This is a genomic window from Pontibacter sp. LHS2 (genome assembly GCF_058932845.1).
Window position 1 is genome coordinate 855,109 of sequence record NZ_JBZYWG010000002.1, and the last position, 21,895, is coordinate 877,003.

Sequence of the window (21,895 nt, forward strand, 5' to 3'; positions counted from 1 at the left end):
AAGCCCGGGAATAAGAGTACAATATAAAATTTATCTCGTGGATATCAGGTGTTATAACCTTAAAATTTAGGCGATTGCTTACTCTACCACAATCTCATCCAGCATCAACCAGGTTTTCTGTCCGGCTGATGGGTATTTCTCTGGGCTCACCCCTACATTGCGAACTTTCACTTTCACAAAGCGGGCTTTGGTGAGCGGTATTGTGGCGGCTACTTCATGGGTCGTAATGCCTTCTGCCCCTAGTGGATTCGGGTCGTCAATCACGTCTACTGTCACATATCTTATACCGTCCACTGACAGCGCGTATTCTACCTGAACAGGCAGGAAAATGCGATAGCCAATGTGCTGCATAAAGTTAGTACTCAACCTTTTGATAGGCTGCTCCTTACCCAAATCAATGATTGCCTCTACGTCTGTTCCCAAAAATCCAACCCAGTGGCCGTCGTACTGATCAGTAGAACCCTTCAGGCCATTTACTAATTTTGATTTCTTGGCGAAGCTCTGGTGAGCCGGAGTGGTAAGGGTAATATTTTTGTTGAAGCCTTTGTGCGCCTCGAAAGTGCGGGTGCTTACTTTGCCAATCAGCTTGCCGTTTTCAAACGAACCAGCCTTAATTGTGGAAGTCCTGTTAAGTGAGAAAGGCCCTTTGTATACCTGCGACTTGGCCGTTGGCTCCGATCCATCCAGGGTATAGTGGATGTTCACATCCGCCGCGTCAGTCTCGAAGGTCACGGTGGCCCGGTTGCTTGTTGAGTCCACCTGCAGTTGCTGATTCACGTTGAAAGCGCTGCGGGCATAGTTGACACCCATCGCATCGTAGCGCTTGTACTGCTCCTTCATGCGATTCTGGAAGCTCTTCCAGTCTTTCAGTTTGGCAGGCGTCCAGAGCACTTCACTCAGCGCCGCTATCCGAGGGAAAACCATGTACTCTACATGCTCCTCAGTCGGAATATACTCGGTCCACACATTGGCCTGCGCGCCTAGTATGTACTTTTTCTCCTCGGCTGACAGTTCACTTGGCGTTGGTTCGTAGGCATATACCTTAGAAAGCGTGCTATAACCGTGTATGGCAGTTGGCTCCAGGTCGCGTTCACCCTGGTAATGATCGAAATACACATGCGTACCCGGTGACATCACCACATAGTGCTTTTCTTTGGCAGCAGCTATACCACCCTTGGTACCGCGCCACGACATCACATAGGCATTCGGCGCCAATCCACCTTCCAATATCTCGTCCCAACCGATGATGATGCGGCCGTTTTTGTTCGCGAATTTTTCCATGCGCTGCACAAAGTAGCTCTGCAGTTCATGCTCGTCTTTCAGGCCCTCGTCAGCAATGCGCTTCTGGCATTTCGGACATACCTTCCAACGGGTTTTGGGAGCTTCATCGCCCCCTATGTGAATAATTTTGCTTGGAAAAAGCTCCATCACCTCGGTAAGCACGTCTTCGAGAAAAGCAAATGTCTGCTCGTTGCCTGCGCAGAAAATATCAGGAAAAATCCCCCACTTCGACTCTACTTTATGCGGTCCTCCGGTACATGAAAGTTCCGGATAAGCAGTCAACGCAGCCAGTGCATGACCAGGCATTTCGATCTCCGGCACTACGTTGACAAAACGGTCCTGCGCATATTTCACCACCTCTTTGATCTGCTCCTGGGTATAGTAGCCACCGTGACGGCGCTTGCGGTAAGTCTGTGGCAGGTCCCAATAGTGGCCGATCAGGGTGCTGTCGCGGTAAGCGCCTACTTCGGTCAGCTTTGGATATTTCTTGATCTCGATGCGCCAGCCCTGATCATCTGTCAGGTGCCAGTGGAAGGAGTTCATTTTGTGCATGGCCAGGAAATCGATGTACTGCTTCACGAATTCCACCGGGAAGAAATGGCGTGTCACATCCAGGTGCATGCCGCGCCAGATATAGCGGGGTTTGTCCACTATTTCAAGGGCAGGTATAAGGGCCGAGCCTGTTGTCTTTTGGATAGGCAGGAGCTGACGCATGGTCTGTATACCCAGAAAAGTGCCATGGGCTTCTTTTGCAGCCAGTGTTATACGCCCCTGTTTCACACCCAAGGTATAGCCCTCTGCGCCCAATGTATCGTTGTCTGTTTTCAGTGTCAGATAGATCAGGTTGGTTTCTTTTTTCTTAGGCTTCTTCTGAATCACTTCCGGCTTATGTCCAATTGCGTCCTCGATGTGCTGCGCCAGAAATTCGCCTACACGCAGCAGGTCGTCATTTTTGGGATCCACATATACCTTGGTAGAAGGTTGTACCAGGAAGCCACCTTTCTGAGTGGTCAGCTTCACGGGCTGTGGTATCAGCGAGAGTGATTCTGGCTTTACCTGCGCCTGTGAAAGCGTAGCTATACCTGCTGTACAGATAAGGGAGAGCAAAAGGGTGAGAGTGTATTTTCTGAAAGTCATGTCAGAAATGAAAATTTGATAATGTTGGTAATGCTTAAAAGCGATACTATGGCTTTTCGGATGAGAAAAAAGGCTTATACCTAAGAAGTCAAGCTTATGCTACTTGTTAACAAGATCCTTACAGGATGACAAAGTTAGAAAGCATTTGGCATTGTTAAAAAGGGAAGGACATCCTACTCTCGGGTATAAAAAAACAGCTGAAACAAAGCTAAGCAATTTGCTTCGTTTCAGCTGTCATTGTCTACTCTAGAATTTCCATTTCACGAAAGCTTCCATGGCTTCGTAGTTGGCAAGGCCAAGGTCATCGTAGCTCTTGGCAGTTTCGCGATTCCGCTCCTCGGCACGTACCCAGAACTCACGGGCGTCATCACCGGGGAACACCGGATGATCCTTCTGAGACTGGTGCTTAAAGATAGCGTTGCGCTTGCGTTCCACCTCCTGCGGCGACAATGGCACAGCCATTTCGATCTCGTGGGTAGCAAATTCATGCCAGGCGCCGCGGTACATCCACAGCCAGCAATCCTTAGCCCACTCCTCCGTCTCACGCAGGCGTGAAAGAGCCGCCAGCACGATGTTGAAGCACACAATGTGCGTACCATGTGGATCGGCAAAGTCGCCGGCAGCAAATACCTGATGCGGCTTCACCTGCTGCAGCAGTTCCATGGTCAGCTCCACGTCGATGTCAGTCACCGGCTTCTTCACGGTTTTGCCTGTTTCATAGAAAGGCAGTGCCATGAAGTGAATATGATCATCATCCAGACCAGCGTAACGGGCACCGGCGATGGCTTCGCTTTTGCGAATGAAGCCCTTTACATCACGAATTTCCTGCGTATCAAGCTGATTTGGCTGCTTGTTCTCAATAAAGCCTCGCATGTCCTCGTACAGGTTTTCCAGGTGGTCCGTCTCTTGCCCGATGCTCTTGTTAAAGTCGATGGCAAACTCCATATAACGCAGCACATCATCGTCCCACACGGCGGTGTTGCCGGAAGTCTGGTAGGCCACGTGCACATCATGTCCCTGGTCTACCAGTCGGATGAACGTACCACCCATAGAGATCACATCATCATCCGGATGCGGCGAGAAGATCACTACCCGCTTGCGTGCAGGTTCGGCACGCTCCGGACGACGCTTGTCATCCGCATTCGGTTTGCCGCCTGGCCAGCCCGTGATGGTACTTTGCAGTTTGTTGAAAATATCGATGTTGATATCGTAAGCCGGACCTTTTTCGGTAGCCAGCTGCGCCATGCCGTGGTTGTTGTAGTCCTCCTCGGTCAGCTTCAGGATCGGCTTCTTTACCGTCTGCGACAGCCAGATCACCGCTTTTTTGATCAAAGCATCATCCCATGCGCAGTCTTTCACCAGCCATGGCGTGTTGAAGCGGGTCAGATCCGAAGCGGCGTCCATATCCAGCACAAACTCCACATTGTCAGACAGCTGCAGATAAGTAGCCGGCACGTCGCTCGACATCTCGCCTTCCACGGCCTTCTTGATGATTGGCGCTTTCTTGCCGCTCCAAGCCATCAGGATGATCTCGCGGGCTTTGAAGATGGTACCGATGCCCATGGTAATGGCTTTGCGCGGGACGTTCTCCTTACCACCGAAGTCACGGGAAGCGTCACGGCGGGTCAGGTCGTCGAGCGTCACCAGGCGTGTACCTGAGTTTGGTGCAGAACCCGGCTCGTTGAAACCGATGTGACCCGTACGACCGATACCCAGCAGCTGCAGATCCAGTCCGCCTACGGCTTCGATCTTGCGCTCGTACTCTAGGCAGTAGTCATGGATTCTCTCCTGCGGCAGGGTGCCATCCGGTATGTGCACATTATTTTTGTTGATGTCGATGTGGTCGAACAGATTTTCGTTCATGAACGTGACATAGCTCTGCACCGCAGTTGGCTGCATCGGATAGTATTCGTCCAGGTTGAAGGTGATCACATTGCGGAAGCTCAGGCCCTCTTCGCGGTGCAGGCGCACCAGCTCGGCGTATACCTTTACCGGTGTGGCACCGGTGGCCAGTCCGAGCACAGCCTTCTCGTTGCGCCCTTGCTTGTATCGGATCAGCTCCGCAATACGCTGCGCCACTTTGACAGAAGCGACATATTCATCGGAGTAAACGGTAACCGGAAGCTTTTCAAAACGGGTTTCTTCCAGAAGATTTAATCGAGCCATAGTTTCTAATGTGCTATAATGTGATGTTGTGTTTCTTTATTTGGTTGATTCAATGCGGTGCTCGAAAATGCGCTCCATCACCGTGGCCACCGGCCCCAGTATACCTGCCTCCTGCCCTAGCTTCGACAAGGCAATTTCGGTCCGCTCGCGCAACTGCGTCATACAGTAAGTGTTGATGGACTGCTGTATTGGTGTGGTAAGGTACTGACGGGCTTCAGCCATTTTGCCACCGATGATGATCAGTTCCGGATTGTAGAGCTGAATCAGCATCGCAATGCCTCTTCCCAGGTTGCGCCCTGTCTCGGCCAGTATGTTGATCGCATACTGATCCCCTTCGTGCGCGGCCTGAATGATCGCCTGTGGTTCAATCTTCTCCAGTTCCTGCCCCGACAGTGCTTTCAACAAAGTATCCTGTCCGGCCTGAAGGCCTTCGCGGGCCATACGTGCCAGGGCACTTCCCGAAGCTACTGTTTCCAGACAACCGCGCTTACCGCAGTGGCACAGCACTCCATTATCTATAAACGGGATATGGCCAAACTCACCCGCAAAACCGGAGGTACCGATACGCAGTTTACCATCCATGATAATCCCCAGACCGATGCCCCAGTCCAATGTGAGCACGAGCACGTCGCGCTTGCCCTGGGCAGCTCCGAAACGGTACTCAGCTAGCGTAGCGCTCTTCACGTCATTCTGAATGTAGACCGGTTTGTTGAACTTCAACGCCAGCAAATCCTGTAGCGGTGTCTCGTTTTGACCGGTGATCAGATAGGTATAGCTATCGCCTTCGCGCGAGGAAACAAGCCCTGGCATACTCAGGCCGATGCCCATTAGTTTATCGGCATCCATACCTGAGGACAGCACCAAACTGTTGGCATGCTGGTAAAGCTCGTCTAGTGTCTGCAGGTTCTTAGACAGGCGAATCGGGAAAGTGTGCGTGCCGGTGATGTTGTTGTTATTCCCATCAAAGATGGCCATGCGGGTGCTGAACTTCTCCATTTCAATGCTCAGCACGAAAAGTGAATTGTTTCGCAAACCGTACAATTCAGGCTTACGCCCTCCTACTGACTCACCACGACCCTGCTTTTCTACCAGTCCTTCAGAGATCAGTTCGTTTAGCAGCGCCATGGAAGTGGGCGAACTGATACTGAACCTGTTACAAATCTCGGCGTTTGACCGAGCGCCTTTCACATACAAGTGCCGCACGATCTTGATCTTCTGCAGATGCTTCTTCCGCTCTACGTGGTTTAGCTTCTCCAGAAAATCGTTTTCCAATGCCAGGAATGCACTCATGCGTTCAGTTTAGTTGTGATAATATGAAGTACGGAGATTAATCGCTAACATCCAAATACTTTTATTAAATTTTTATTAAAGTTATTAATGATTCTAAAATTTTTATTTTATCTACTTTTTAATGATCTAAAATTTCATCAATTCCTATTTCTGGTGAAGCCAGAAGTATAGGATATGCTAGCATAAAAAAAGGCAGTAGCTTTCGCCACTGCCTTTCCTATTATATCTATTGGGTCTATACCTTATTCATAAAGTGGTTTCTCACGCAAATCTACCAAGGTAGCCTCGGGAGATATACGCTTTGCCCGCAGGAACCGGCCTAATTCGTAAGCGTCATGATTCTCGGCTGATGGGTTCATGCTGTTGATGCGCACACGGCCGGCTGAATGAATAAATTCCTGGTTGCCACCGATCCACATACCTACGTGCACTACACGTTCCGGCTTACCGTCTTTGGCAGGGACACCGAAGAATAACAGATCACCCGGACGAAGCTCGCCCCAACCCTTATCAGTAGGCACCAGTTCGCCAATGTGTATTTGCTGTGAAGCATCACGCGGCAATACAAGTCCGTTCATAAAGAACACAGTTTTGGTAAAGCCGCTGCAGTCCATACCTTTCACGGAAGTGCCACCCCACAGGTATGGCAGTCCTAAAAGCTCTTTGCTCGAAGCGACAAGGTTTTCTTCTGTTGGTTTACGACTGCTTACCCACTCCTTAAAACCTATGGCCTCAGAAGCTGACACAAATCCAGAACGACCATCCGGGAAATTCACTTCATAAAAATCTTTCACTTTGTTTTTCAGCACCATCACGTCACCGTACACCATATCCGACACAGTGGTCGCATTTTTGTCAGCCGTGGCGTGAGCGAAACCGTAGGTTTTGGTGTAAATCAGCTTTTTGCCCTGCTGCCAGTTTGTGAAAGTTGTCTGGTCCATCAGCGCCACGCCACCATAGTCTACCCAAGCCAGGTACTGGTCAGGAGTCTGCACCAAATACCAACCATCTTTCTTCTTCCATACCTTGAGGGGTGTGCCCATAGTAGCCTGGGTGGCTAGTTCAGCAGAGTGCTTCGGCTGTGAGCGCAGATTGGCAACCGAGATCGTTACGATGGCCTGATGTTTTCCCTCCAGCTCAGCTTCCGGCAACACTTGTATGCTGTCCACAAACGATACGTTAGCTGCCTGCAGACGCTTTAGCAAATCGGCTTTGGCTTCGGGCATGTTGGTTTCGCCACGCAGCACCTGGCCATTTGGCTCCACATCAAACAAAGCCACACGTTTATCCGGCGCAAACTGTTGGCGCACGGCATCGATGTGGGTTTTGGCAGGAGAAACAGCCGAGGCAGCGCTTGCTGCGGTTGTCGTTTCAGGTGTCGTGGTTTGTGAACCAGCACAGGCTGAAAGCACCAATGGAAGCAACAACGCAAAAAGACTCTTTTTAATCATAGTATAAGTTTTGATTCTTGGGCAGGCACTATGGCCTGACAACAGCATTACATACTGAACATTAATACATTAACAATAATTCGTTACTCCGCTACGAGCTGCATCAAGATACCCGAGATATAAGCCCCATAGGTGCCCACAGCATAGCCGAGAATGGACAAGAGTACCCCCACCGGCGCCAACGCCGGATGAAAGGCCGCCGCCACAATCGGAGCCGAGGCCGCACCGCCCACATTGGCCTGGCTTCCCACCGCCAAAAAGAAGAATGGCGCTTTGATCAGCTTGCCCACAATGAACAACAAGAGCATGTGCATCGAAATCCAGATAAGACCGACCAGGAACAGCCCCGGTTGGCTCACAATGGCTGTCACATCCATCTGCATGCCAATAGTGGCGACCAGTATGTACAGGAAAATACTGGCGACACGCGATGCACCCGCCCCTTCCAGATTACGGGCCTTGGTATTGGACAGCAGCATACCAAAAGTCGTGGCCAGTACTACGAGCCAGAAGAAACCGGATGTCAAGCTGAAGCGGGCCAATCCCGGGGCATTAGCTTCAATCCAGGGAGCGATGATGTCAGCGAAAAAATGCGCCAGACCTGTCAGGCCAAAGCCTATGCCGGCTATCAGCATCAGGTCGGGCATGGAAGGTACTCGCATGATGCTCTTGCGGTATTGCTCAATCTTGTTTTTCAGATTAGTCACGGCGGAACTGTCGGCTTTAAAGAAAGCATCCACCTTCTCAGACTTACCAGCTCCGTACAAGAGCACCGCCATCCAAACGTTGGCCACAATCACATCCACGGCAATCACAGCAGAGAACAGGTTCGGGCTAGGCTGGAAGATCTCGTACATGGCCAATTGGTTGGCACCACCACCAATCCAGCTGCCCGCAATGGTAGTCAATCCGCGCCAGACAGCATCAGGCCCTGCTCCTCCTACCACATCGGGTGCGAAAGTAGAGACAATAAGAATCGCCAGTGGGCCGCCAATGATAATACCAACTGTACCAGTGATGAACATGAGCCCGGCTTTATGGCGCAGTTTCCAGATCTCTTTCAGGTCGAGGCTGATAGTAAAGAGCACCAAACTCGCCGGCAACAAGTAACGCGACGCCATCCCGTACAGCGCTGAGGTCTCACCAGAGATAATGTTCAGGGAATTGAGCAAACTCGGAATAAGGTAACAGAGCAAGAGCGAAGGCACTACCGAATAGAACTTCTTGAATACAGTACGCTCACTGGACGATGTCTTAAATATGATAGCCAGTATGACGACGAGAATACCCAGCACGACGGCGTCGTTGGTGATAAGAGGTGCTGCAGCGGTGGTTTCTTCCATGTAATAGTTGATTTCCCTCTGTAAAGGGAATTAGATTAAAAGATTGATAAGTTTATTGGTTTAGCTACCGGCCTGCTGCTCCACAGCGAAACGATTGATCAACCCCGTCAATTGCAGCACATCCTCTTCGGTATGCGCACTGCTCAGAATAACCCGTGTAATCGGATCGTCGGCAGGCGTCGGATACCGGAAGCTGGAGATGATTATACCCTGCTCCTGCAGGTATGTCGCTAAACGATGCTCGTGTACGCCAAACACCGGGTATCTTTCAAAGTAACTGAATTGTGCCGGTCGCTCCAAATATTGCAGGAAAAGCGCAATGTTGGAAAACAGCTTCTGTCGGGCTTCTCTGAACAAAGACTCGCACTGCAGAAATGCATACAGGTAGGCAGGTATAGCCGGAGAAGCACCGCCGAAATAATGGCTGTATCGCAGCTTATCAACCAGCTCCTTATCACTCAATACCACGCCGGCAGGTATACCCAGGGCCTTCCCCATCGAACTCGCCACAACCAGTCGCACATTCGGCTGCAAACGTGCTTTCAGCTGTGCGAAGATACCCGCTCCATCCTCACCTGTCACGCCAAAACCATGCGAATCATCGACAATCAGCGTGATTTGCTTGTCGTTTGGCAGATCACTCAACCAGCTGAAACCGTGGTTGCGGGCTTTCAGCGGGTCGAGGGAGTTGCAGACGAGAATGACATGCTGCTCCTTCGAATCCTTTACCTGCTGTAGCATGGGGCCCACCCAGGTATCATAGTCGCCGGTGACTTCGTCGGTGGTGCTGCGCCAAAGAGCCGGATGCGTGTTGGCTGCGTAAATGAAATGTCCGTTCCCTTGCAGGGTCTGAACCAGCGCCTGTCCGGCCAGGTAGCCTGACGACATCGTGAAGGCTGCTTCGGCACCGGTATAGTTTGCCAGGTAATTTTCCGCCTCCTCGAACACCCGCAGCTGCAGATTAGAGTTGCGGGAGCTGGAGTAATTGGTGCCGTAGCGGGCCATTCCTTCGAACAGGCATGCTCTGAACGCTTCGTTAACAGGTATACCCAGGTAGGAGGTCCCGCTAAAAAACAGAAACTCCTCTCCGTTTACGACCAGGGTGCGGCCCGGCAATTGGTCTGTGTATACCTTGTTGGCCATTACACTATCAGGGTGGCGCCAGTACCCTTCACGTTTTCGCTGTAGCTCACTTTGCCTTGCTCGATGGTTACGCCTGTGGCAATGTCCTTACTCAACAAAAGAGCGCCGTCCATGTCCACGTAATCGAGCATAGGCAGTAGCTGCGCAATAGCCGATATACCAATGCTGGACTCCGTCATGCAGCCGACCATCACTTTCATACCCAAGCTCTTGGCCTCGGCAATCATTCGACGGGCAGGTGTCAATCCACCGCATTTTGTGAGCTTAATGTTCACGCCATGGAACAGACCATGGCACTTGGCTACGTCGGACTCGGTAATGCAGCTTTCGTCGGCAATAAGCGGCAATTCGGAGCGCTCGTATACCTGCTTCATACCTTCCAGATCATCGGCTTTCATAGGCTGTTCGATAAACTCTACACCTAGTTCTTTGAGTTGCTTTGAGTTTTCGATGGTTTCTTCCACACCCCAGGCGCAGTTGGCGTCTACCCGGAAAATAGCGTCGGTGTGCTTGCGCAATTCTTTAATAATGGCGACGTCTTCTTTTGTGCCCAGCTTGATTTTGTAAAGCGGCCACGGCATTTCCTGCAGCTTTTTCACCATATCGTCAATAGAAGCGATACCGATGGTATAGTTGGTGAGCGGCATGTTCTTCGCTTCCAGACCCCAGATTTTGTAGAGCGGCTGGCCTTTCATTTTGCCGAACAAGTCGTTGGCAGCTAAATCTAAGGCACAAAGGGCAAAAGGATGGTCGGTTAGGTGTGGCTGCATCTGTGCCCAGAACTCCTCAGGTGAAGTCAGTTCTGTCGACTCGATTTTCTCGCGGATGTTCTCCAGCGCTTCGGTCATGCTTTCGATGGTAAAGCCGTAATATGGATTGCTGGTCGCCTCGCCATACCCTTTGTGCTCGCCGTGCTGCAGCTCAACAATCATGGTTGGCTGTACGTCGCGAGAGTCATAGGAAATGGTGAAGGTATGCCGGAGCGGCAGGTCAAAAGAGCGTATCGTTAGTTTCAACATAGTATCGGTTTGTTTGTGTGGTCAGGTATAGGTTGTTAATTATTGGTGGTTAGTTGTCAGTTGTCAGTTACGGATTGTTATCTTTAGCTACCCTCGCTCGCGTCCCGCGAGTGTGAGCTATTCAGAGGCGTCCCGCCACTTGTGCCAAGAGACACAAATTCAAGCGGCCAGAGTCCGCCGGATAGCTCACACTCGCCAGAGGCGAGCGAGGGCTCCGAGGCCAAGTTCAGCTGCTAGTACTTTTCATGCACTTCTGTCATAATACGCTCCATGGCACTTCTTATCTCTGACGAAGATGTTTTAAAGTTGTTATTCATAAAACTGTACATCAACAGTTTACCGCTTTTGGTGATGATGTAGCCGCTTTGGTTGTGTACGTGCGCCAGCGTGCCGGATTTGCCGAACACGAAAGGCACATCCGCTTTGTAGATGTTCCGGAAAGTACCTGGTCTACCGCCCACTGCCAGCATGGGCAGCAACTTCTCTCTCGGGCGCTCGGCATGCATTTTCTGTAAGAGTGCAATGATGCTTCGTGGTGTGAACATGTTCATAGAAGAAAGGCCGGAACCATCTATCCAAACCGGTGCATCCGGCAGGTCAGACAGGTATGTTTTCACAGCATGTTTAATGGCCCGCTCCACCGACAGCGTGTCAGAGAGTGTTCCTGAACTTAGCACCATCAATTGCTCCGCCATCAGGTTGTCGCTTACCTGCAGCATGCGTTTGAACACGGTATCAGCTGGCAAACCATAGAGCGTTTGGGCATTGGCAGGTATAGCCCGTTTCACCAGTTTAACAGGCCGCTTCAATGTATCGGCTAGCAGTTCCACAGTGAGTTCAGGTGAGGTAATAAAAGGCACTTCCTGCGAGAAGGCAACCCCAGCACGCTTCGGATTGTAAGCAATATCGTTCGTGCGCCAGGCTCTTCGGAAAGTATCGCGGTGTGCGTTTTTGGAAGTGTCTGGTTTTACCTGCTTTTTGAAGAAAGCTGGCGTGGTAGTATAGGCCGTCGTGCTGTCTTTCTTGAATTTGACAATGTTGCCGTGAATTGGAAAAGGATTGCGCTCCGGCTGGTAGTAGTAGTTGTAGTCGTCCCAGCCCCAGTTAGTTGCGAAGGGCGTGCTGGTCATGGGCGCCTCGATGTAATAGAGCTTCTCTTTTCGGTTCTTCAGGAAGTCATAGGCGATGTTATTCTGCAGATCCATATGCGTGAACGTCGGGTCGCCGGTTCCCCAGAAAATCAGCGAGTCACCTTTGGCCACGTACTTGAGCGCAGGTATAGAGTCGCCCAGCATTTTAGAAGCCGCATAGAACGTGAACAACTTCGTGTTGGAAGCCGGCACAAAGTACTTGTCTGCATTGTGCTCCACCACCGCTTTACCCAACTCCGGGTCATACAGCACAAAGCCCACAAAGCTCTGTTGCAAGGCCGCCACTTCCATCACCTGCCGCTGAATCTCTGCAGGTCCGTAAGGTGCAGGCGCTTCCGCCACAGGCTTGGCGGTGCTACAACCGAGGAGAAAGAGTAGGCTGAGGCAAGGGATTAGTTGTAAGGTATAGCGGGTGAGTAAGGGTTTGGTCATAGTGGGCGGGGTGTTAGTTAGCACTAATTTACAAATACTTCTGATACAGGTTATAAAGTATCAATTTCTCATCCTCCGTCAATGGTGCATTCACATCCGTTTGGATAAAGTGAATCTTGAAAGCTCTTACCGCAGCCTCTGGATTACGTACATTATACCCAATGATACGCAAGGCGTCGAGTGGGTTGAAGTTATCAGGCAGCGTATACTTGGGCAGCGTCTCCATTACCAATAGAGGTGTTTGGTCGCCCTCCCCACCTACAGGCACTTCGCGCAGCACCTGTTCTTTCTCCAGCACATCCTCGTCATACCACAGACCAAATCCGTTATCGGCCAGCGTCTTCCATGGAAACAATGGACTTGGGTCTACCTTACGCACCGGGGCGATATCAGCGTGACCGATGAAGTTCTCGGCAGGTATACCGTGCTCTTTTTTGAGTTTGCCCAGCACAGCGATCAGGCTGGTTATCATTTCTTCCGGGAAAGGTTCGGAACCGTTGTTGTCGAGCTCTATACCTATGGAAGAAGAGTTGAGGTCGGTGTTGTTACCCCACTTACTGTTACCCCCGTGCCAGGCGCGCATGTGGTCATGTAACATCTGGTATACCTTGCCATCACGCCCGATTACGTAGTGCGAACTCACCTTGGTCGAAGGCATCGTGAAGGTCTTCAAAGTGTGCTCGGTTGAGTTTTGCGCTGTGTGGTGGATGATCACATAATTTGGTTTGCGCAGGTTGAAGTTGGTGGTACCTACCCAGTAGTCACCCTGCGGATAGATATGCTCACCATTCGGAGCTGCAGGTATAGCTTGCAGCGATTTGGCGTAGGCTTTGGCCTGCTTCTTATATGATTTGTTGGTTGCGGCATAAGGGTTTGTTGTGCAACTGGCTAGTATGCCGCTGCAAAGCAATAGTCCGCAAACCTGACTAAAAATACGTTTCATGTTGTGATTACTTGTTCAGTAAAGATATTCATTAATTTGGCTATACCTGTTGGTTAGGCACTTACTCGGTCAGGTTAGCATAACAGGCGAAGCGCCGGCTATAGTTATACCCGCTCCAAGTTCGTATCTTTGAGTAATAGCCTTCTACACGACGCCACTAATATTGCTTTTATTTGCAGGAATTTAAAAAATTACCGCAAATAAAAATACATATACCTGAAAACTGTTAAATTGCAGTGTATCTGATATTAAATTAACCTATATCACCTTGAAACCATCCTATTATTTCTCCATGGCCTTTGTTCTGCTGCTGATTTTCGGCACAAACAACCTGCAAGGCCAGACCAACAAAGCAAAAACAGGCAAAGCTACTGCCCAAAAAGCGACGGCTGCCAGCTACACGCCGGGTCGTGACGCTGAATTCCTGCGGTACATGAACAGCCGCTGGGTTGATTCTGTCATGAAAACCCTGACACCGGAAGAGCGCATCGCCCAGCTGATCATGATTCCAGTTTATTCCAACAAGAATCAGGCGCACATTGACTCGATCAGCAACATCGTGAAGACCTACAAGGTCGGCGGTATGATCTTCTTCCAGGGTGGTCCGGTGCGTCAGGCCAAGATGACCAACCGCTATCAGCAGGAAAGCAAGGTACCATTGATGATTTCGATTGACGGTGAGTGGGGTCTGGCCATGCGCCTCGACAGCACCATCCGCTTCCCGTACCAGATGGCGCTAGGTGGCATCGATAACGAACGACTTATTTACGAGATGGGTGCCGAAATTGCCCGCCAGTGCCAGCGTCTGGGGGTGCATGTGAACTTCGCTCCTACCGTGGATATTAATAACAATGCCAACAACCCCGTGATTGGCTTCCGCTCTTTTGGTGAAGAAAAGCATAACGTGGCCAGCAAGTCACTGGCTTACATGAAAGGCATGCAGGACAACCATGTGCTGGCCAGCGCCAAGCACTTCCCGGGCCACGGCGACACTAACGTGGACTCACATTACGGTTTGCCCCTGATCAACTTCTCCCGCATTCGCCTCGATTCCACAGAGCTACACCCTTTCCGCGCCTTGATGGACAAAGGATTGGGCAGCGTGATGGTGGCGCACATGAACATCCCGGTGCTTGACAATACCCCTAACCTTGCCTCTACGCTTTCGAAGCCGATTGTGACTGACCTCCTCAAAAACGAGCTCAACTATAAGGGAATCGTGTTTACCGACGCCCTCAACATGCAGGGTGTAGCCAAGTTCTATCCTCCGGGCGTTGTGGATGTAAAGGCCTTAGTGGCTGGCAACGACGTGATGCTTAATACAATGGACGTAAAAACAACCATTGAAGAAGTAAAGAAAGCCATCGCTAACAAGGAGATCACACAGGCTGAGATCGACTTCCGTGTCCGCAAAGTGCTGGCTGCCAAACAATGGGTAGGACTGGATAAATTCGAACCAATCGAAACCAAAAACCTGATTGCCGATCTCAACAATCCGCATGCGCAATACCTGAACCGTCAGCTGACAGAAGCTTCGCTCACGCTGCTTCGCAACAAGAACCACATCCTGCCGATCCAAACGTTGGACACCTTGAAGGTAGCGGCACTGGCGATTGGCACGAAGAAGGAAACTGCTTTCCAGCGCGACCTGGCCCGCTATACCCAAGTGGACACGTTTTTCCTGAAGCCTACTAACTCGCTTGAAGAGCTATGGGCTATGAAGGAAAAACTGAAGGATTACAACCTGATTATTGCAGGGGTGCATTCGCTGCAACTCAAGGCGGGAAGTAGCAACTTTGGTATCACGGCTGAGATGAACGTGTTCCTAAAGGAGCTTATCCGCAATAAGAAAACCATCGTGAGTGTATTTGGCAACGTGTACAGCCTTGCTGAGATGGAGAGCCTCGACAAAGCCGATGCCGTGATTGCAGCCTACCAGGAGAATGCCGTTACGCAGGATCTGACTTCCCAGCTGATTTTCGGAGGTATAGGCGCGACTGGCAAGCTGCCGGTTACGGTGAGTAATAACTTTAAGATTGACGACGGTTTGCTGACCCGCGGTGGCTGGCGCATGGCCTACTCTATGCCGGAGGCGGTAGGTATAAAATCACAGGACCTGGCAGGTATAGACTCGCTCGTGCACCAGGCCATCCGTGAAGAAGCAGCGCCGGGTGCGCAGGTACTCGTGGCCAAAGACGGCAAAGTGATTTACCACAAAGCTTTCGGTCACCATACCTACGACAAGGAGCAGGCGGTTCGCGTTGACGACCTTTACGACCTCGCTTCTGTTACCAAAATCAGCACCTCCATGGCCGCCCTGATGCGTCTGAAAGGCGAAGGCCGTTTCGACGAAAACCAAACGCTAGGCACCTACTTACCAATGGCTGCCGGCACAAACAAGGCTGACCTGAACTATCGTGACATCCTCACACACCAGGCCCGTCTCAAGTCCTGGATTCCATTCTGGAAAGAGACCGTGAAGAAAAACGGCAACTTTAAGTGGCGTACCTTCAAGGCAGATTCTTCTGCTCGTTTCCCGATCAGGGTAGCTAACAACCTGTACATCCACCGCAAGTACGCTGACAGAATTTACAAGGAGATTATGGAGTCGCCATTGAATGAAAAGCCGGGCTATGTATACAGTGACCTGTCGTTCATTCTGGCACCGAAAGTAGTGGAGAACATCACCGGCGTAGGCTTCGAGACCTACCTGCAAAACTCCATCTACCAGCCTATTGGCGCGACGACTCTGACGTTCAACCCTTACAAGCGCTATCCGGCTTCCCGCGTTGTGCCGACCGAGTTTGAGCCGCACTTCCGCAAGCAACTTTTGCACAGCACGGTTCATGACGAGGGCGCTGCTATGTTAGGTGGAGTGAGCGGTCACGCTGGTTTGTTTGGCAACTCCAACGACGTAGCCAAGCTGATGCACCTATACCTGAACGACGGCCTGTATGCGAACAAGCGCTATATCGGCGAGAACGTGGTAAAGGAATACAGCAAGTGTCACTTCTGCGACCAGGGCAACTACCGTGCGCTTGGCTTCGACCGTCCGGCCAAACCGGGTGCTCAGAACAGCAACGCTGCCCCAAGCGCTCCGGCTGAGAGCTTCGGCCACTCTGGTTTCACCGGCACTTATACCTGGATCGACCCTGTGAACAACCTTGTGTATGTGTTCCTGAGCAACCGCGTGAACCCGACCCGCGAAAACAGCAAGCTGGGTAAACTCAATACCCGCACCAATGTACTGCAAGTGGTATACGACGCCATGGGCAAGAGCAAAGAAAAGCAGCCTACAGAGGCTTCCGTAAAGTAATTTAAAGGTATAGCCGTCCCTACACATGGGGCGGCATTATTTTTTAGAACCCATGACTAAACTTTCGACAGCCCCTCCCCTGACAGGCTCTGGTTTACTCAGACCTCAAACGTATGAGCGCTACCTTTCGCTGGATGTACTCCGTGGCCTGACCATCGCTTTGATGGTCGTGGTAAACAACCCCGGCAGTTGGGGCAGCATCTATGCGCCATTCAAACACGCAGCCTGGCATGGCTTTACAGTGACTGACCTGGTGTTTCCGTCCTTTCTCTTTGTGGTAGGCAACGCCATGAGCTTCAGCATGCGCAAGTTTGAAAAGCAGTCCGATAGCGTGTTCCTGCGCAAAGTATTCAAGCGCACCGCCCTTATTTTCCTGATCGGTCTGTTCCTCAACTTGTTCCCTTTTATCACACGTGATCCGGAAGGCGCCATCGTGCTGAAGGACTTTACAGCGGTGCGCATCATGGGCGTATTACAGCGCATCGCGCTGTGCTACTTCATCGCTTCATTGGCGGTGCATTACCTTAAGTTCAAGGGAGCTGCCATTTTCAGTGTGGTCATACTGCTCGGCTACTGGGCTGTGATGTACTTCTTCGGCGATTCCGCTGATCCCTACAGTCTCGCGGGCAATGCGGCCCGCAAGTTCGACGACTTGATCATACCTGAAACCAACCTCTACAAAGGCTTCGGTATACCTTTTGATCCGGAAGGATTGTTGAGTACGCTGCCTGCCACCGTGAACGTACTGGCCGGTTATTTTGCAGGACTGTTTATCCAGAAAAATGGCAATAACCTGAGTACCGTCTTCAAACTCAACCTGGCCGGCGCAGCACTGGTGGCCATCGCTTTCGTGTGGGACTTCGCTTTCCCGATCAACAAACCGATCTGGACAAGTTCTTATGTGCTACACTCAGTGGGCTTAAGCGTAATGCTGATTGCTGCGCTTATGCTGGTGATCGAAGTGTTGGGCTTTGTGAAATGGTCTTACTTCTTTGAGGCTTTCGGCAAGAACCCACTCTTCATCTTTGCCTTTGCTACACTTGTTATTAAGCTGCTTAATTTCATTCGTATCGACGACATGAGTCTGCAGAAGTGGCTCTATACTAAACTTTTCCTGAGTTGGTCAGAAGGTGAGGCTGCCTCATTAATGTTTGCCTTAAGTTACATGCTCGTGATGTGGGTGATTGGCTTCTGGATGGATAAAAAGAAGATTTATGTGAAGGTATAAGGTATAGCATACCTGATTTTGAAAGCCTATTCCATTAGTGGGACAGGCTTTTTTTGTCAGAATCAGGATTTTCAGAATTAAAGGATTTACAGGATGCTCACAGAAGTCGGGATATAGGCAGATAACCGATTCTATTGCCCTTGTTGTATGATTGAAATGAAAGCTTGTTCTCTAAAAAGGAGCAGGCTTTTTTATACCCTCCTCGGCCCTCCCCTAAAAACAGGGCTGGGCTGGGGTAATCTCAAAAATCCTGATTCTGACATTATATTTTCAGAAAAAAATCTATATTTGATTTTTACAGATTAAATACGACCAGAATGCTTAAGGAAGAACGGCAGGCTTTTATCATAAAGCAGATCAATCTGCACAACAAAGTGCTATCATCAGATCTGAGTTTGAAACTCAACGTATCGGAAGATACTGTTAGAAGAGATTTAAACGAACTGGCGGAAAGCGGCCAGATTCTGAAGGTGCATGGTGGCGCTCTGTCAAAGTCTTTCCATTACCCATTCAGTCAGTCCGAGGTATACGCGAAGGAATCGAAGAAAGAGATTGCCCGAAAAGTAATTGACCTGCTGAAAGACGGCATGAGCATACTGGTTGGCGGCGGTACCACTATGATCGAAGTGGCTCGCATGATCCCTGACACACTACGTTGCACCTTCTTTACCGTGAGCCCACTGGTAGCTTTGGAGTTAGCCGAACGCCCGAACATCAACGTGATTTTGCTTGGCGGGCAGCTTTCGAAGAACTCCCACATCATGATCGGTGCACAGGTAGTAAACCAGCTATCCGAGATCAAAGTGGATCTTTGTATACTCGGCACGAACTCTCTATCTGTAGAAGACGGCCTTACCGACTCTGACTGGGAAGTGGTACAGGTTAAGAAAGCGATGATCCGATCTGCCAAGAAAACCGCTATCATGAGTATCGCCGAAAAGCTTGGCTCCGACCAGAACATGAAGGTATGTGACCTGAATTCTATTCACTATCTGGTGACGGATCTAAAACCGGAAGATTCAAGTTTGAGAGAGTATGCATCAGTGGTTGAGGCAGTTTAAAGTATTACAAATATAAAAGTAAAGAGGCCCGTTCACATGAGCGGGCCTCTTTACTTTTATGATCTGTGCGAACTAACTACTCTACAAACACTCGTCCAACAGATAAACAATCGACTCGTAGTTGCGGCCAACTGCCTCTGTCATGGCCATTTCGCAGGTTTTACCGGAAGAGTAATATCCGTCATACGCACGCTGCTTCACTTCCGCTGCTTCAGGTGCTGTAGCGGAAGCAGTGAGTTCTGGCACCAGGAAACCACGGTCGCCAGCCATACCGCAGCAACCGGCGTGCATCGGTACGGTTACTTCGTCTGCCATTTGTCTGGCTATACCTACGAAGCGTCCTTCCAATCCCATTTTCTGCAACGAGCAAACCGGGTGCAGCACCACATTCGCTTTTTTGCGTAGCACAGTGGCTTTTGGCAAAATGAAGTCAGCGATATAGTCAATGCTGTCGATGATCTTAATGCTATCGAACTTCTGCTTGTTCTCCTCTGTGAGCACAGGGCGACAGTTTTGCAGGGTCTGGGTGCAGGAGGTAATGTCGAGCACGAGCGGCAGACGGCCTTTATCAGTCCAATCCCATACCTTCTCTATTGTCTCGTTGGCTGTATAGGCATAGGCCTGGCTATACCCTTTCGAAGAAAATATTTGTCCACAACAAGCACCTTTTACATCCTGCGGAATCGTGAACCTCACTCCTACCTTATCTGAAACGCTTTTGAATGTATCAATGATATTTTTCTTACCTGACTCAGCGGTACCCATGGTGCGGGAAATACAAGTCGGGAAGTAAACCACAGTTGCCTCTGCCACAGGGGCAGTTGCATGGGCGATCGACTTGGCAATGCCCGGGGCCGGGGCCAGCTGTTTTGTCCAGAGCGGGAAAGACGGGATCATATCTTTCACCTCTTCGGTGAACCTACCCAGGGTATTAGCACCCAAGAGCTTGTTCACGCTTGCTCCAGCTTGCAGGCCAAACTTAACAGTTGATGACACAGGTTTGAAATTCTTAGCGACCAGCAGTGCTACCTGGTTTGCCAGCTCACTATGGTTTTCACGACGCAGGCGCTTTACCAAATCACCAGTGTTGATATCAACCGGACAGGCAGTGGCGCATAGTCCGTCCACAGCGCAGGTATCGAGGCCGTCGTACTGATATTGGTTCAGGAGTTCTTTGTGCTGTTTCTTCTCCCCTTTTCGCTTTAAGTTGAGCAATTCGCGGCGCACTACGATGCGCTGACGCGGCGTCAGTGTAATATTGCGGCTAGGGCATTTGTGTTCACAGAAACCACATTCCATGCAGCGGTCTACTTCTTCCTCCACCTTTGGCAAGGCCTTCAAGTTTTGGATATGCGCATTTTTATCGTGGTTGATGATCACGCCAGGGTTGAGCAGGTTCTCCGGATCCACGACTTGTTTCAGCGCTTTCATGATACGGTATACCTCCGGGCCCCACTCTGTCTCTACAAACGGCGCCATGTTGCGGCCTGTACCGTGCTCAGCCTTCAATGCCCCTTCATATTTCTTTACCACGAGCTTCACCACTTCTTTCAGGAAACGGTCGTAGCGGGTGACTTCCTCCGGTGTATCAAAGGCCTGCGTAACGACAAAGTGAATATTGCCGTCTTTGGCGTGACCGAAAATGATGGCATTGGGATACCCATGCTTGCGGAAAAGACCTTGCAGGTCCAGAATAGCGTCGCCAAGTTGGGCAACAGGTACGGCAATATCTTCGAGCAATACGGTCGTACCGCTGGCCCGTACGGCACCCACGGCTGGGAACATGCCTTTGCGCACCTTCCACAGAAAAGCCTGTTCAACCGGATCAGTTGTGAAAACAGGTTGCTCCAGCAATGCCAGTTCGGGCGACAGGCTAAAGAACTTCAGTATCTTCTCCTGCACCTCTTCGAACGTGTTCGCCTGAAATTCTACCAACAAAGCGGCAGCTGTATCAGGCAAGGTCTTGATGATAGCCGGAACACCTGCCATATGTTCGATCGAGCGCAACGAGGCACGATCCATCAGTTCAACCGCCTCGGCACCCGCTTCTGTGAGTGGTACGATGGCCTGGCAAGCGGCGTAGATATCAGGGAAATAAAGCAGCGCCGTGGACTTAGCCGGATAATCAGGAACAGTCTGCAGTACGGCTTCAGCTATGAAGCCCAGTGTACCTTCCGCACCGATCAGCAAATGCGCCATAATGTCGAGCGGGTGCTCGTAATCGATAAAGGCGTTGACAGAGTAGCCAACCGTATTCTTGGTTTTATACTTGTGCCGGATCAGGTAGTGCAGCTCCGGATTGTTACGTATTTGTCGCTTGATCTGCTGCAGCTTCAGGTATAGCTCCGGGCATTCCTCGCTGAAGCGCAGGTAGTCAATCTGCTTCTCAGTGGTGAAGTATTGACCGCCAGGCAGCACAAAACGGATATACTTAGTGGTATGGTAGGAGTTCTTACTCACGCCACAGCACATGCCGCTGGCGTTGTTGGAGAGAATGCCGCCCATCATAGCCGAGTTGATACTGGCCGGGTCAGGACCGATCTTGCGCTTAAACGGACGCAAATGCGCATTCACAATCGCACCAATTACGCCTGGCTGCACGCGTACCTGTGCACCTTCGTTTTCTACCTTAACCTTGTTCCAGTATTGGCTGAGGTCGACGAGTATACCATCGGTAATAGATTGCCCTGAAAGGCTGGTTCCCGCCGTACGGAAGGTAAGCGGCACCTTGTGCTGGTGCGAAAAAGCAAATAGTTGTTTGATCTCTTCTTCTGAAACGGGCTGCACCACGGCTTTGGGCCTCAGGTAGTAAAAGCCAGCGTCGGAAGCGTAAGACACGACATCGATCAAGCGTGCCCGGATGCGCGCTTTTGGCAAAATACTCTCCAAAAGCAATGCTATGTTCATAAGCATGAGTACAAAAGTGCTTTAGGC

Annotated in this window: 12 protein-coding genes and 1 pseudogene; 3 read left to right on the forward strand and 10 right to left on the reverse strand. The window is 50.6% G+C overall.

Annotated features, from left to right (window positions below; genetic code table 11):
* Positions 1–78: 78 nt before the first annotated feature.
* The 9 genes and pseudogenes from AC5FX6_RS12355 to AC5FX6_RS12395 form a co-directional block, all read right to left on the reverse strand.
* Positions 79–2,418 carry a beta-N-acetylhexosaminidase gene (locus tag AC5FX6_RS12355; protein WP_493597361.1) on the reverse strand — a complete coding sequence of 780 codons (2,340 nt, stop codon included), beginning with the start codon at positions 2,416–2,418 and terminating at the stop codon, positions 79–81.
* Positions 2,419–2,664: 246 nt separating this feature from the next.
* Positions 2,665–4,599: pseudogene (gene nagB / locus AC5FX6_RS12360) on the reverse strand (glucosamine-6-phosphate deaminase); the annotation flags it as partial.
* Positions 4,600–4,620: 21 nt separating this feature from the next.
* Entirely contained in the window at positions 4,621–5,874 is a 1,254-nt protein-coding gene (locus AC5FX6_RS12365; protein WP_493597362.1) for an ROK family transcriptional regulator, read from the reverse strand.
* A 242-nt stretch (positions 5,875–6,116) separates the two neighbouring features.
* The gene (locus tag AC5FX6_RS12370; protein WP_493597363.1) at positions 6,117–7,325 is read right to left on the reverse strand and encodes a C40 family peptidase; all 1,209 of its coding nucleotides are present in this window, start codon (positions 7,323–7,325) and stop codon (positions 6,117–6,119) included.
* Between the two features lie 83 nt (positions 7,326–7,408).
* Positions 7,409–8,668 carry a DUF819 family protein gene (locus AC5FX6_RS12375; RefSeq protein WP_493597364.1) on the reverse strand — a complete coding sequence of 420 codons (1,260 nt, stop codon included), beginning with the start codon at positions 8,666–8,668 and terminating at the stop codon, positions 7,409–7,411.
* Positions 8,669–8,728: 60 nt separating this feature from the next.
* Positions 8,729–9,811 carry an aminotransferase class I/II-fold pyridoxal phosphate-dependent enzyme gene (locus AC5FX6_RS12380; protein WP_493597365.1) on the reverse strand — a complete coding sequence of 361 codons (1,083 nt, stop codon included), beginning with the start codon at positions 9,809–9,811 and terminating at the stop codon, positions 8,729–8,731.
* The gene (locus tag AC5FX6_RS12385) at positions 9,811–10,827 is read right to left on the reverse strand and encodes a dipeptide epimerase (protein WP_493597539.1); all 1,017 of its coding nucleotides are present in this window, start codon (positions 10,825–10,827) and stop codon (positions 9,811–9,813) included. The genes AC5FX6_RS12380 and AC5FX6_RS12385 overlap by 1 nt, the downstream gene beginning before the upstream one ends.
* Positions 10,828–11,063: 236 nt before the next feature.
* Positions 11,064–12,413 carry a D-alanyl-D-alanine carboxypeptidase/D-alanyl-D-alanine-endopeptidase gene (locus AC5FX6_RS12390; protein ID WP_493597366.1) on the reverse strand — a complete coding sequence of 450 codons (1,350 nt, stop codon included), beginning with the start codon at positions 12,411–12,413 and terminating at the stop codon, positions 11,064–11,066.
* 28 nt (positions 12,414–12,441) lie between these two features.
* Complete coding sequence (locus AC5FX6_RS12395) at positions 12,442–13,356, reverse strand: N-acetylmuramoyl-L-alanine amidase (RefSeq protein ID WP_493597367.1); 915 nt, start codon at positions 13,354–13,356, stop codon at positions 12,442–12,444.
* Positions 13,357–13,624: 268 nt separating this feature from the next.
* Here AC5FX6_RS12395 and AC5FX6_RS12400 point away from each other — a divergent pair, with 268 nt between their 5' ends.
* From AC5FX6_RS12400 to AC5FX6_RS12410, 3 genes are all read left to right on the forward strand, one after another.
* Positions 13,625–16,672 carry a serine hydrolase domain-containing protein gene (locus AC5FX6_RS12400; RefSeq protein WP_493597368.1) on the forward strand — a complete coding sequence of 1,016 codons (3,048 nt, stop codon included), beginning with the start codon at positions 13,625–13,627 and terminating at the stop codon, positions 16,670–16,672.
* A gap of 52 nt (positions 16,673–16,724) precedes the next feature.
* Complete coding sequence (locus AC5FX6_RS12405) at positions 16,725–17,900, forward strand: acyltransferase family protein (RefSeq protein WP_493597369.1); 1,176 nt, start codon at positions 16,725–16,727, stop codon at positions 17,898–17,900.
* Positions 17,901–18,217: 317 nt separating this feature from the next.
* Positions 18,218–18,961: a DeoR/GlpR family DNA-binding transcription regulator gene (locus tag AC5FX6_RS12410; RefSeq protein WP_493597370.1), complete on the forward strand. Its 744-nt coding sequence runs from the start codon at positions 18,218–18,220 to the stop codon at positions 18,959–18,961.
* Between the two features lie 81 nt (positions 18,962–19,042).
* On the opposite strand, the gene AC5FX6_RS12415 is transcribed toward AC5FX6_RS12410, so the two are convergent.
* Complete coding sequence (locus tag AC5FX6_RS12415) at positions 19,043–21,868, reverse strand: FAD-binding and (Fe-S)-binding domain-containing protein (RefSeq protein ID WP_493597371.1); 2,826 nt, start codon at positions 21,866–21,868, stop codon at positions 19,043–19,045.
* Positions 21,869–21,895 lie beyond the last annotated feature (27 nt).